General features: G+C 71.6%; 14 protein-coding genes. 6 read left to right on the top strand and 8 right to left on the bottom strand.

Annotated elements, in window-relative coordinates:
- Positions 1 to 31 precede the first annotated feature (31 nt).
- A complete protein-coding gene (locus E6J59_12190; protein TMB19376.1) occupies positions 32 to 346 on the top strand; it encodes a GFA family protein in 315 nt (104 codons plus the stop codon).
- Positions 347 to 462: 116 nt separating this feature from the next.
- On the opposite strand, the gene E6J59_12185 is transcribed toward E6J59_12190, so the two are convergent.
- Entirely contained in the window at positions 463 to 963 is a 501-nt protein-coding gene (locus E6J59_12185; GenBank protein ID TMB19375.1) for a septal ring lytic transglycosylase RlpA family protein, read from the bottom strand.
- Between the two features lie 551 nt (positions 964 to 1,514).
- Here E6J59_12185 and E6J59_12180 point away from each other — a divergent pair.
- Positions 1,515 to 2,129 carry a lytic transglycosylase domain-containing protein gene (locus E6J59_12180; GenBank protein ID TMB19372.1) on the top strand — a complete coding sequence of 205 codons (615 nt, stop codon included), beginning with the start codon at positions 1,515 to 1,517 and terminating at the stop codon, positions 2,127 to 2,129.
- Between the two features lie 198 nt (positions 2,130 to 2,327).
- Here E6J59_12180 and E6J59_12175 read toward each other — a convergent pair whose 3' ends face one another.
- The 5 genes from E6J59_12175 to dinB form a co-directional block, all read right to left on the bottom strand.
- Positions 2,328 to 3,587 (bottom strand): hypothetical protein, encoded by a 1,260-nt coding sequence (locus tag E6J59_12175; GenBank protein ID TMB19371.1) that lies wholly within the window; start codon positions 3,585 to 3,587, stop codon positions 2,328 to 2,330.
- Positions 3,588 to 3,659: 72 nt separating this feature from the next.
- A complete protein-coding gene (locus E6J59_12170) occupies positions 3,660 to 3,956 on the bottom strand; it encodes a hypothetical protein (protein TMB19370.1) in 297 nt (98 codons plus the stop codon).
- 335 nt (positions 3,957 to 4,291) lie between these two features.
- Positions 4,292 to 4,654: a cupin domain-containing protein gene (locus E6J59_12165; GenBank protein ID TMB19369.1), complete on the bottom strand. Its 363-nt coding sequence runs from the start codon at positions 4,652 to 4,654 to the stop codon at positions 4,292 to 4,294.
- Entirely contained in the window at positions 4,647 to 5,222 is a 576-nt protein-coding gene (locus E6J59_12160; protein TMB19368.1) for a tRNA-(ms[2]io[6]A)-hydroxylase, read from the bottom strand. The genes E6J59_12165 and E6J59_12160 overlap by 8 nt, the downstream gene beginning before the upstream one ends.
- A 193-nt stretch (positions 5,223 to 5,415) precedes the next feature.
- The gene (gene dinB / locus E6J59_12155) at positions 5,416 to 6,603 is read right to left on the bottom strand and encodes a DNA polymerase IV (protein TMB19374.1); all 1,188 of its coding nucleotides are present in this window, start codon (positions 6,601 to 6,603) and stop codon (positions 5,416 to 5,418) included.
- A gap of 101 nt (positions 6,604 to 6,704) precedes the next feature.
- On the opposite strand from dinB, the gene E6J59_12150 reads away from it, so the two are divergent.
- From E6J59_12150 to E6J59_12140, 3 genes are all read left to right on the top strand, one after another.
- Entirely contained in the window at positions 6,705 to 7,160 is a 456-nt protein-coding gene (locus E6J59_12150) for a hypothetical protein (protein TMB19367.1), read from the top strand.
- A 96-nt stretch (positions 7,161 to 7,256) separates the two neighbouring features.
- Positions 7,257 to 8,093: an SDR family oxidoreductase gene (locus E6J59_12145; protein TMB19366.1), complete on the top strand. Its 837-nt coding sequence runs from the start codon at positions 7,257 to 7,259 to the stop codon at positions 8,091 to 8,093.
- Positions 8,094 to 8,108: 15 nt separating this feature from the next.
- Complete coding sequence (locus E6J59_12140; protein ID TMB19365.1) at positions 8,109 to 9,107, top strand: LLM class F420-dependent oxidoreductase; 999 nt, start codon at positions 8,109 to 8,111, stop codon at positions 9,105 to 9,107.
- Between the two features lie 41 nt (positions 9,108 to 9,148).
- Here the strand turns inward: E6J59_12140 and E6J59_12135 are convergent, their stop codons facing one another.
- Positions 9,149 to 9,919, bottom strand: a complete 771-nt coding sequence (locus E6J59_12135) for a DUF541 domain-containing protein (GenBank protein TMB19364.1) — start codon at positions 9,917 to 9,919, stop codon at positions 9,149 to 9,151.
- On the opposite strand from E6J59_12135, the gene E6J59_12130 reads away from it, so the two are divergent.
- Positions 9,912 to 10,643 (top strand): endonuclease V, encoded by a 732-nt coding sequence (locus E6J59_12130; GenBank protein TMB19363.1) that lies wholly within the window; start codon positions 9,912 to 9,914, stop codon positions 10,641 to 10,643. The genes E6J59_12135 and E6J59_12130 overlap by 8 nt on opposite strands.
- Here E6J59_12130 and E6J59_12125 read toward each other — a convergent pair.
- Positions 10,585 to 11,520, bottom strand: a complete 936-nt coding sequence (locus tag E6J59_12125) for a periplasmic heavy metal sensor (protein TMB19362.1) — start codon at positions 11,518 to 11,520, stop codon at positions 10,585 to 10,587. The two genes, E6J59_12130 and E6J59_12125, sit on opposite strands and share 59 nt — an antisense overlap.
- Positions 11,521 to 11,524: the final 4 nt, after the last annotated feature.

Raw genomic sequence — 11,524 nt, 5'->3', positions numbered from 1 at the left:
GACCTTCAAGGGCGGATGTCATTGCGGACGGATCGGGTTCGAGGTGGAAGGGGACATCGAGCAGGTCGTCGAGTGCAACTGCTCGATCTGCAGCAAGCGCGGCTACCTCCTCTGGTTCGTGCCGCAAGAGCAGCTGCGCCTCGCCACGCCGCAGGCCGACCTCGCGACCTACACCTTCAACACCGGAAGAGTTCGGCACCACTTCTGCCCGCACTGCGGGTGCGCTCCGTTCGGCGTCGGATCCGACAAGAAGGGCGTCGCTAGAGCGGCCATCAACGTGCGCTGCCTGGATGGCCTGGATCTCTCGGCCCTGAAGGTGGTGCCGTTCGACGGGCGCAGCCTCTGAGCCGCGCGCGCCGGCCTATCTCGCGAGCGCCTTCCGCAACACCTCGCCCGCCACCTGCGGGCTCGCCTTTCCCCCGTCCTTTCGGGTGAGCGACGGGAGAGCGAAGAGGCGAAACGCTAGCCTTGCGGAGCGCGACGGGTCCGCCCGCCTCGGCGTCGTGACTTCTTTGGTCGTGCGCGGTCTGTCACGGTCCCGGGCGGACCCTCCCCGAGCGACTCGATCTGCACACGCGTCGTTCCACGCTCGATCATGCCGAGCACCTGCGCCGCGGCGCGCGACACGTCGATCACGCGACCGGGCGCGAACGGCCCACGGTCGTTGACGCGGACCACGACCGAGCGCCCGTTGGCAAGGTTCGTTACCCGCACCCGGGTGCCGATGGGGAACGAGCGCGAGGCGGCGGTAAAGGCGCGCTGGTCGAATCGCTCGCCGCTGGCCGTCCGGCTTCCTTGTAGCTCAGCGCCATACCACGACGCCGTCCCGACTTGGACCGCTCCTCCAGCCGGCGCCGGAGTAGGCGGACGATGCTGCCAGAGCGAGCAGCCCGCTACTGGAAGACCCGCCGCGAGAACGGCGACCAAGCAAAGACGGCGCTCCACTCTTACACCATCGGCCATCGGATGCGCTGCGGCCGATGACGCTCGCCGCTGCGAACACGGCGCCAGCCGTTGAGCTTCATGCAGAGGGGCCAATCACGATGAGCCGCCATCTGCAACCCGAGCTCGCGTCACTCGTCTCCCACGCTCGCGCCATCGCGGCCCGCAGCGTAGGTGTGCAGAACTCGTCATACGGGGCGCCGGGCTTGGTCCGACCCGCGCACCCGACGAGAACCGTACGAGCGATACCCACCACGACGAGCTCGCGCATGCTTGCTCTCCCTCACGCGGTACTTCGGCAGACCGCTACGGGTTCTTGAGGGCCGTGGAACGGGCTGCGGCTCGGGACCCCGGCGACCCCAGCCGCCGCCTGCGGCCACCCAACGCTGGTCGTTCATCTCAGCGCGCGATCCGCCTCCGTGTACCCGCGGGCTGGGGCGCGCACCTCCTCTCGTTCCGTAGGGACTCGGCTGCAGCGCGCTGTCTGCCGACGTCGCGGGCTTTCGCAGGCGGATCGGGCGTAGGTCGCCCTGTGGCACTCAGCACTCGCGTGCCAGGACGGGCACGGGCACGTGGCGCGCACGGCACGGGGTGGCCGCCGAATGACGGGCCGATCCCGGAATTACCGCTTCGGCACGAGGGCTGCTCTGGGCGGCATGCTCAAACGCCTAGGCAGGTCGCTGATGCTCGCGCTCCTGCTCTCCGGTGTGCTGCCGGCGCATGCGGGCGAGATGTTCGCCGATGCCCGCGTGATCAGGAGTGTGTCGCACGGCCAACCCTTCGCCCGAGAGATGAACGCCGTAGGCCGCCTCGTCGGTATCGACCCGGCGTTGCTCCGCGCCGTGGTCATGCAGGAATCGAGTGGCAATCCGAACGCGGTCAGCGAAGCCGGAGCCGTCGGCCTGACCCAGCTGATGCCCGTCGCGATTCGCCAGTACGCGCGTGAAGCGGCGCGGCTGCTCGGCCGCCCCGTCAACGCGCGGAGCGCGCTCGACAACCTCCTCATGGGGGCGTTCTATTACCGCGATGCGCTCCGGCGGACGCACGGCAACGTGGAGGCGGCGGCGCGGCTCTACCACGGCGGCCCGAACCTCGCGATGCACGGCCCGCGCACGATGGCGTACGGCAAGGCCATCGTATGGCGCTATCGGCAGATGACGAGCGCGTCGGTGCGGCCGGCGGTGTGACCCACGCGGCGCGGGCGCTCGGAACGGCTCAGCGCCGCCGGAGATGCCAGGGGAGAGCGGACGTAACTGGCGGCCCATGCGACCTCGGCGGCGTTGTTGATCTGGGCCTCCGTCGGGCGTCCCGTTGAATGTCAGGCGCATGCCGTCGAGGACGATCTCCCAATCGTACGAGAGTCTTCGAGGAGTCGGGCCCGTCCCCTACGGCTTGCCGGTCAACGTATACGGGAGACTCCCGCTGAAGAGCGGTTCCGTGGGCTCTATCCTGAAGCCCGCGCTCAGAACGTCCGCCAAGGCCTGGGCACAGGGCGTGCCGGCAGCCACGACCGGCGCACCTGCGCTGCTGCTCGAAAAGCCCCCGCACGTGATGACCGCCTCGCGACCCGGTCGACGACACCTTCCCGCGGGCCGCTTCACCAGGGTGTAGGTCGGGAAGCCCAAACCGGGGAGGATCGCCGCGACGTCGAAGCACTCAGTGAGGACGTCCGCGAGCGCCTGAGCGCAGGACTTACCAGCGACGGGAGGCGCGCCTGTGCTGCTACCCGAAGCGACGACGTTGGATGCGTCGCAGGCGAAAATGGCAGCCTGCTGATCGGAGGTGTCGCTCCTTCTCCTTGGCTTGATCAAGGTGTAGATCAGCTCGTGCGAGGCGTTCGAGGCGAATCCTGGGATGATGGACTCGATCCTGAAACCCGCATCGAGACCGTCCGCGAGCGCCTGCCCGCAGGGAACTCCCGCAGCCACAACCGGCGCCCCCATACTGCTGCTCGAACTGAGCACGTCGAATCCACCGCCGCCGAGGCAGACGAAGATGACCGCTTCCGCGTGAGAGGTCTCCGGGTTCCCGCCCGGCTCTGTGACCATGGTGTAGGTTGGAAGATTCGAGACACTTGTCGGGATCGCAGAAACGACGCGCAGACCGGCAGCGAGGAGATGTGCGAGCGTCTGAGCGCACGGGGCTCCGTCGGCGACCACGGGCGCACCCGTGCTGCTGTCGGAACCCCCGAGCACCTCGAGCCCCTGCCGCCCGCAGGTGAAGATGACCGCCTTCTGACCGAACGCGTCCCGCATTGCACCCGGCCGCTCGATCAAGGTGTAGGTCGGGAACCCTGACGTGAATGCCGGGATGACAGACTCGAGACGGAAGCCCGCGCCGAGAACGTCTGCGAGCGCCTGAGCGCAGCGGACGCCGGCACCCACCACGGGCGCCCCCGCGCTGCTGCTCGAGCCGAGGAGCGGGCCGTGCGGGTCTTGGCCGCAGGTCAAGACAACCGCGTTCTCGCCGCACGCAGGGCACCTTCCCGTTGGCGTCCTGACGAGGGTGTAGGTCGGGACGCCGCCAGTGACGCGGTTCCCATTGTTCAAATCCAGATTTTGAAATGCACGGATGACCGATTCCAGGCTGAAGCCAGCGACCATGGCATCCGCGAGAGCCTGGGCGCAGGGAGTCCCGGCGGTCACGACGGGCGCACCCGAGCTGTTGCTGGCGATGGAAGTCTTCAAAGAGAGGTCGCAGGAGAAGATGATCGCGGCCTAACCGGCTCCATCATCCTCTGCGTTGGGCACCCTAATCAGGGTGTAACGCGGGAACGCGATATCTCCGCTAGCGAACGAAGCGATCACGGATTGGAGGCGGAAGCCCGCAACCAGAGCGTCGGCGAGCGCCTGAGCGCAGGCAGTCCCCGCGGTCACGACGGGCGCGCCCGCGCTGCTGCTCGAATTGAGCACCTCGGGTGGGTCGCGGCGGCAGACGAAGACGACCGATTCTGCGGTGGAGATGTGGATCGCCTCCGCGACGCCCGCACCGATCCCAGACAGCGACAGGCTCAAGGAAAGGCATGAGCCCAAGAGCGGCCCCATCGGCCACCGCACGGTACGGACGCGCCGCCGGCTCTCGAGAGCGTTGGGAGGCACGATTTCCACCATGCGACCGCCGTGCGCTCCAACCATAGTAGAGGCCTCGGCTCGCCGTCAATCGCGTTGTCGCGCCGAGGCGGTGACGCGGTGCTCGCGCTCAACCTTCGAGGTCGCGGTAGTAGGGCATCTGTACCCGCTTCTTCTCGGCGTCCGCGGCCCGCGGCGCAGGCGACCCGCCGATCCGGGTGGTCACTTTGGCTGCGATGGCGACCGGCATGCCGGTGCGAGCCAGGTCCTCGGTCGACACCCTAGCCGTCCCGGTGCACCGTCTCCGGCGAGAACGCCGGCACGCACACCGCGACGTACTCGGCGCCCTCCGGCTCGGGCGAGCTGTACTGCACCCACTCGCCGCGGCGTGCGATGACGGCCTGTCCCGCACGTACGTCGATCGTCCCGCCGGCGTGCTTCACGCGGAGCAGGCCCTTCAGCACGACCGTGTACTCGTCGAACTCGGGTGTCTGCCCGGGCTCGACCCAGCCGGCGGGGCTCCGCATGTGCGCGACGCTCACGGCGGCCGTCTTCGCGCTCGCGCGGCCGACGTACTCGTCGATCTGCTTCGGCGGCTTGCCCGCGGCGACGATGCGCGTGGGCTGGATGATGTGCTCAGGCATGGAGCCTCGCGATGGGCGGCGCGGACGCAAGCACGGCCGCTTCATGCAGGGCGAGCTCGCGGAGACGCGTGCGCACGTGCGCGCGCGGCGCGACCGCGGTCGCGAGCTCGACGTAGGCCTGATGGTGCCGCGCCTCGGCGGCGAGGAGCCCGCGGTAGAGGCCCGCCAGCGCGGGATCGTCGAGCGTCTCGGCGAGGAGCCGCATGCGCTCGCAGCTCCGCGCCTCGATGAGCGCCGCGCAGAGGAGCGTGTCGAGCAGGCGCTCGGGCTCGCGCGCGCGGATCGCCTTCCCGAGCTGGCCCGCGTACGGGCTCGGCACCTGATGACGGAACGTGACCCCGCGCACCGCGAGCTGCGCCAGCACCGCCTCGAAGTGCTCCAGCTCCTCGCGCGCGAGCTGCGAGAGCGTCACCAGCAGCTCCCGCCGCTCGGCATACTTGAAGAGGAGGCTCACCGCGGTGGAGGCTGCCTTCTTCTCGCAGTGGGCGTGGTCGAGGAGGATCTCGTCGAGGTGCGCGCACGCACGTTGGACCCACGCCCGATCCGACGTGGAGGCGAGGCTCAGCATCGCGGGCTCTTAGCACGTCGGCGGGGCCCGCCAAAGCCGCGCACCTCGGCCGGACGTCGCGTCCCCGCACTGCCCGCTCGACATGGACCCCGACCGAATCGGAAGTGACGACTGAGACATCGCTGGAGGCGCGCGCACGCAACCGGGGCCGCGGCGAGGGCCGCACGGAGCCGCTCGCGCCGGGTCCCGCCCGCTACTCGCCGCGCTTGAGGCGCGTCGTGAGCCCCTTCTCGCTGCGACCGGCGCCGCCCCGCGCGATGCTCTCCATGCCGAAGCGCGCGACGATGGCGTCGAGCGCCTGGTTGAGCGCCGCGCGCCGGCGGTGGGCGTCCGCGGCGAAGAGGGCGAACTGCTCGGACGCGTCGCCGACGATGCCGGCCGCCGACACGCCGACCAGCCGGACCGGCAGCCGCGGCCGGTGCCGCTCCCAGAGCCGCAGCGCCGCATCGGAGATCGTCTTCCCGTCGTCGGTCGGCTCGGGGAGCGTCGCGCGCCGGGTGAGGAGGCGGAACTTGCCCGGGCCGAGGCGCTCGGCGAGCTTGAGCTTCAGCACCACGACGCGACTCCGCACGCGGTCGCGGCGCAGACGGCGCCCTATGGCGTCGGCGTGGCCGATGATCGCCTCGCGCACGCTGCGGTCATCCCGCGCGTCGGCCGCGAACGTGCCCTCCTCGCCGTAGGACTTGGCCGCGAGGTCCGGCTCGACGATGCGTGCGTCCTCCCCGTGGGCCAGCCGGACGAGGTGATCGGCAGCGGCTCCCCCGACGAACGGCGCGAGCTCGGCCGCCGGCCGCGCCGCGAGCTGGCCGATGGTCGTGATCCCGGCGCGGGCGAGCGCGGCCTCGGTGACCGGGCCGACGCCCCACAGGCGCCACGCCGGCAGCGGGTGCAGGAACGCGGCGACCCGGTCGGCCGGCACCTCGAGGAGCCCGTCGGGCTTCGCGAGGTCGCTCGCGATCTTCGCGACCATCTTGCCCGGCCCGATCCCGACCGAGACGGCGAGTGCGGTCGCGGCGCGCACGCGATCCCTGAGCAGCCGGCCGATCGCGAGCGGCGGGCCGAGCAGGCGCTGCGAGGCGGTGATGTCGATGAACGCCTCGTCGAGCGAGAGCGGCTCCACGTCGGGGCTGATGGTCGTGAAGATGGCCCGCAGCTGTGCGCTGACGCGCCGGTACTTGGCCATGTCGCCGCGCAGGAAGACGGCGGCGGGGCAGAGCGCGCGCGCCTGGACCGTCGGCATGGCCGAGCGGACGCCGAAGCGGCGCGCCTCGTAGGAGGCGGCCGTCACCACGCCGCGGCTCGACGTCCCGCCGACGATGACCGGCCGCCCGCGCAGCTCGGGACGGTCGCGCTGCTCGACCGCCGCGTAGAACGCGTCCATGTCGGCGTGGAGGATGACCGGCACGCCCTGGCGATAGCCCGTCGGCACCGGACCCGCAACGTACTCGACTGAGCCGCGCGGCGCCCGTATGGTAGCCGGCGATGGCGAGCGAGACACCAGGTGGCTGTGGCTGTCCGCCCACGACGACCCCGGTCCCGGCGACCGGCGGCGTGCACCATGTCTTCCTGACCGTCAACGACCTGCGGCGGTCGCGGTCGTTCTACGACGCGCTCATGCCGCGTCTCGGCTACCCCGGCCTGTGCGACGCCGGGGCCGTGCTCGGGTTCCTCGGCCCGGGCGGCAGCATCTGGCTGAAGCAGGCGGACCCGCGCTTCCGCGGCGACACCTTCTCGAAGGACCGCGTGGGTCTCTGCGAGGTCGCGTTCCGCGCCGAGAGCCGCGTGCAGGTCGACGCGCTGGCAAGGGACGTCACGGCATGGGGCGGCACGATCCTCGATCCGCCGCGCGAGTACCCCGAGTACGTCCCCGGCTACTATGCGGTCTTCTTCGCCGACCCCGACGGCATCAAGCTCGAGCTGGTGCACATCCCCGGCTGAGCCGCTCAGGCGGCCGTAGGACGATCCTAGCAGGTCGGCCCGACCGCTCCGCTGCGCGCATTGACCGCGTCCCGCGCCCGGCGCTAGGTACCCCGCATGGCCGCGAAAAAGGTCGCGTTCATCACCGGCGCGAGCCGCGGGATCGGCCGGGGCTGCGCGCTCGAGCTCGCCCGGCGTGGCTTCGACCTCGTGCTCAGCGCGCGAACGGTCACCGGACACGAACGCCTCGAGCACTCCTCGACCGTACGGAAGTCGCTCACCGACCCGCTCCCGGGCAGCCTCGAGGCGACGGCGCGCGAGGCGCGCGGGTTCGGCGCGGAGGCCCTGGTCGTGAAGCTCGACCTTGCCGCGCGCGCGGACTGGCCGGCGGCGGTCGACGCCGCCCTCGAGCGCTTCGGGCGCATCGACGTGCTGATCAACAACGGCCGCTACGTCGGCCCGGGGCACATGGACCCCTTCGAGGACACGCCGGTGGAGCTGATCGAGCAGATGATGCTGTGCAACGTGATCGCGCCGCTGCACCTGATCAGGCTCTGCCTGCCCGTGATGAAGCGCCAGGGCGGCGGCATCGTCATCAACATCACCTCGAGCGCGGGGGAGCGGGAGACGCCGGCGCCGATCGGCCAGGGCGGCTGGGGCCTCGGCTACTCGCTCTCCAAGGCGGCCTTCAATCGCATGGTGCCCGGGCTCGCGAAGGAGCTCCGCCCCTACAACATCGCCGTCATCGGGCTCATGCCGGGCTTCGTTGGCACGGAGCGGATGGCCGCCGAGCTGGGCGAGTTCGGCTTCGACGCGTCCAGGGCGCTCCCGGTCGAGAACCCGGGCCGGGTGTGCGCCATGCTCGCGACCGCGAAGGACCCCATGCACTTCTCGGGCAAGGACATCTACGGCCCGGACTTCCACGCCGAGCATGCGCTCGTGCGCTTCGATTGAGGGAGGGAGGACGGCATGCGCCTCGGCCTGATGCTCGGCTACTGGATGCCCGATCCCTGGGACCCGACCGACCTGGTGCAGGAGGCCGAGCGCCTCGGCTACGAGTCGGTGTGGACCGCGGAGGCGTACGGCTCCGACGTCTTCTCGCCCCTCTGCTGGGTGGGCGCGCGCACCAAGCGCATCAAGCTCGGCACGGCGATCATGCAGATCTCCGCGCGCACCCCGGCCTGCGCCGCGATGACGGCCGCGACCATCGACCATCTCTCGGGCGGGCGGCTCGTCCTCGGCATCGGGGTCTCGGGCCCGCAGGTGGTCGAGGGCTGGTACGGCCAGCCCTTCCCGAAGCCGATGGGCCGGACGCGCGAGTTCGTCCGGCTGCTGCGCGAGATGCTCCGCCGCGAGGGCCCGGTCACGTTCCGGGGCGAGCACTACCGGCTGCCGCACCCCGGCGGCGCGCGGCTCGGGAAGCCGCTCAAGCTGATCGTGCGCCCGCTCCGCGCCGACATCCCGATCTACCTTGGCGCGGAAGGGCCGAAGAACGTCGCGCTCGCGACCGAGATCGCCGACGGCTGGCTGCCGCTCTTCTACTCGCCGTACCGGAGGCACGTCTACGCGGAGTCGCTGCGCGGCGCCCGCCCGGGCTTCGAGATCGCCTGCCCCGCCACCGTCTCGCTGAACGACGACCTCGAGCAGGCGCTCCTCCCCATCAAGTTCATGCTCGCCTTCTACATCGGCGGCATGGGCGCGGCGGCGAAGAACTTCCACCTGAACCTGATCGCGCGGCTCGGGTTCGAGGCGGAGGCGCGGCGGGTGCAGGACCTCTTCCTGGCCGGGAAGCGGGCGGAGGCGGTGGCTGCGGTGCCGGATCGGCTGGCGGACGAGATCTCGCTCGCGGGGAGTGCGGCGCGGATTCGCGACCGCCTCGCGGCGTGGAAGGAGAGCCCGGTCACGACGCTCCTCGCCGGGACGCGGGACGTGGCAGCGGTGCGGCTGCTGGCGGAGGCGGTCCTGTAGGGCCGCCCGGCCGTTACCTTTTGCGACCGGGACGACGAGCGTCACTCGATCTCGTACGTCACCTGCAAGCTGGCCGAGACGGTCCCCTCGCCAGGCTCGATCGGCGTCGCGGCGCCGCGCCCGGGCGCGGAGGCTTCCATGGCCGCAAAGCGGACGGGAACCGGCCGGGCTCCCGTGTCGGCCGACAGGACGCGCTTCAAGCGCACGCCGAGCCCGCGCGCGGCACCCTCGGCCTGGGCCCGCGCGTCGGCCCCCGCTTTTTCGAGCGCGGCGCGCAGCAGCTCGTCCTCCTTCGAGAACGAGAACTGCAGGCCGCGGGCGCCGTTCGCGCCCGCCGTCGTGGCGGCGTCGATGAGGCCACCCAGCTTGTCGACCCGCCCGCACTCCACCTGCACCTCGTTGCGCGCGACGTACCCGGTGATGCGCGGCTCGTGCGTCTCGCCCGGGCGGGTGCTCTCGTAGCGCGGCTCGATCGTGTAGTGCGTGGTGCCGACAGTGCCGTCGGAGCCGAGCAGCGACTTGAGCGCTGCAACAACCGCCGCGCTGCGCTTCGCGTTCTCGGCGGCGGCCTCGGTGGCACGTCCGGCGGTCGTCTCGACGGTGAACGACAGGAGCGCGCGGTCCGGCGTCGCCTTCACCTCGCCGCGGCCCGTGACCGCGATCGTCCGCTTCCGCTCCTCCGTCCCTTCGCCGGCGAGGACGGCCGGGGCGAGGCCGAGGGCGAGCAGGAGGAACGCGACGCGCGGCGTCTCGAAGCGGTGTTGCTCTCTCATCGCAGGCACCGTAGCACGGCCCTGGCTCCCCGTGCGCATTGCGCGACCGCACCGCTGGGATCTGCCGGTCGAGGAGGCGCTCCGCCTCCAACGCCGCCTCGCGGCCGCAGTCGACACGGGCGCTCGCCTCGGGCGGGTGCGCCTCGTCGCCGGCGCGGACGCCGCCTATCACCCGGACGGCGAACGACTGGTGGCGGCGGTCGTCGTGGTCGCCCTGCAGGGGCTCGAGGTGGTCGAGGAGGCCTGGATGGAGGGACGGGTCACGTTCCCGTACGTGCCCGGCCTGCTCGGCTTCCGCGAGGCGCCGATCGTGCTCGGCGCCTGCGCGCGGCTTCGCGCGCGGCCCGACGTGCTCGTGTGCGACGGCCAGGGCATCGCTCACCCCCGCCGCTTCGGCCTCGCCTGTCACATCGGCTACTGCCTCGACCTGCCGACCATCGGCTGCGCCAAGAGCCGGCTCGCGGGCGAGCACGGGGCGGTGGGAGCGTGGCGCGGGAGCTGGTCCTGGTTGCGCGACGGGAGGGAGCGGCTGGGGGTGGCGCTGCGCACGCGGGACGGCGTGCGGCCCGTCTACGTCTCGCCCGGGTACGCGATCGGCCTCCGCGACGCACGCGCGTTGGTGCTCCGCACGTGCGCCGGCTACCGCCTCCCCGAGCCGACCCGACGAGCCAACCTGCTCGTCAACGCGCTCCGCCGGGGTGAGCTTACTCCTCGTCCACCAGGTCCCGCATCTGATCGTGCAGCGCCCGCATCCGGTCCTTGATCTTCGCCGTGTGCGCGAGCTGCTCGGGGGTGAGAACTTTGCGGACGTCGAGCGCCGTGGTCAAGGCATGATCCATGAGCTGCTGTCGGGCGCGCGCGAGCCGGTCCAGCTCGGGTCTCAGGTCGTCGGCCTTCAGGTCGCCGGCCGCGAAGAGCTTGTCGAGGAGCGCGGCCTGCCCCGCGCGCATCTCGCGCACGAGCGCGCGCGTCTGCGCGCGCCGATCGGCCATGATCTTCTGCACCTGCGCCTCCTGCTCCTCGGTGAGATTCGCGCTCCGCAGCAGCAGAGGCAGCATCAGGGCCGGACCGTCGCCCCCGGGCCCCATCATCATCGGCCCCGGTCCCATCCCAAACCGCGGCCGGGCGTGCACGGTGGCGAGCCCCAGGGCGCTCACGGTGACCGTCGCCAGGATGAGCGTACGCTTCTTCATCGAGACCCCCTTCACGGCCCCTCGAAGAGAAGGGCCAGCTCGTCGTCCTCGTCGAATGCCGCCACGTCGTCGGCGACGTCGGTAGCAGACTGCTCCCCTGTCGCGACGGCCTCGGGTGTGGCGAAGAGCGTGCCGGCGAGATCCTCGACCAGCACGCCGACGTCGCCCCCGCCCGCGGGCGGCGCGACACGCGCGGCGCGCCACATCCACGCCCCACCCACGGCCAGGGCCACGGTCGCGGCGAGCGCGCCGACCGCCCGCCAGCGGAGCCGCGGGCGCTCCGCGGCGGGCGGCGGGCCCGCACGCAGCGCGCCCGCAACCACGCCGAGATCGTCCTCGAGCGCGCGATAGCGCGTCGCGCACGGCGGACACGCACGCAGGTGTGCGCGCGCTCCGGCGCCACCCTCGCCCGCCTGGAGGAGCATCAGCGTCCGGTCCGTGAGACATCGGC

It is taken from the genome of Deltaproteobacteria bacterium (assembly GCA_005879795.1).
Classification (GTDB): domain Bacteria; phylum Desulfobacterota; class Binatia; order DP-6; family DP-6; genus DP-6.
Note: the sequence above shows the minus strand (reverse complement) of the source record. Positions and strands in the feature narration are given on the sequence as shown.

What these genes read in the sequence shown, in the direction of transcription:
- E6J59_12185 (TMB19375.1), bottom strand. Translation starts at nt 963, where the DNA reads ATGGCCGATGGTGTAAGAGTGGAGCGCCGTCTTTGCTTGGTCGCCGTT.
- E6J59_12165 (TMB19369.1), bottom strand. Translation starts at nt 4,654, where the DNA reads ATGCCTGAGCACATCATCCAGCCCACGCGCATCGTCGCCGCGGGCAAG.
- E6J59_12160 (TMB19368.1), bottom strand. Translation starts at nt 5,222, where the DNA reads ATGCTGAGCCTCGCCTCCACGTCGGATCGGGCGTGGGTCCAACGTGCG.
- dinB (TMB19374.1), bottom strand. Translation starts at nt 6,603, where the DNA reads ATGGACGCGTTCTACGCGGCGGTCGAGCAGCGCGACCGTCCCGAGCTG.
- E6J59_12150 (TMB19367.1), top strand. Translation starts at nt 6,705, where the DNA reads ATGGCGAGCGAGACACCAGGTGGCTGTGGCTGTCCGCCCACGACGACC.
- E6J59_12145 (TMB19366.1), top strand. Translation starts at nt 7,257, where the DNA reads ATGGCCGCGAAAAAGGTCGCGTTCATCACCGGCGCGAGCCGCGGGATC.
- E6J59_12140 (TMB19365.1), top strand. Translation starts at nt 8,109, where the DNA reads ATGCGCCTCGGCCTGATGCTCGGCTACTGGATGCCCGATCCCTGGGAC.
- E6J59_12135 (TMB19364.1), bottom strand. Translation starts at nt 9,919, where the DNA reads ATGCGCACGGGGAGCCAGGGCCGTGCTACGGTGCCTGCGATGAGAGAG.
- E6J59_12125 (TMB19362.1), bottom strand. Translation starts at nt 11,520, where the DNA reads ATGTCTCACGGACCGGACGCTGATGCTCCTCCAGGCGGGCGAGGGTGG.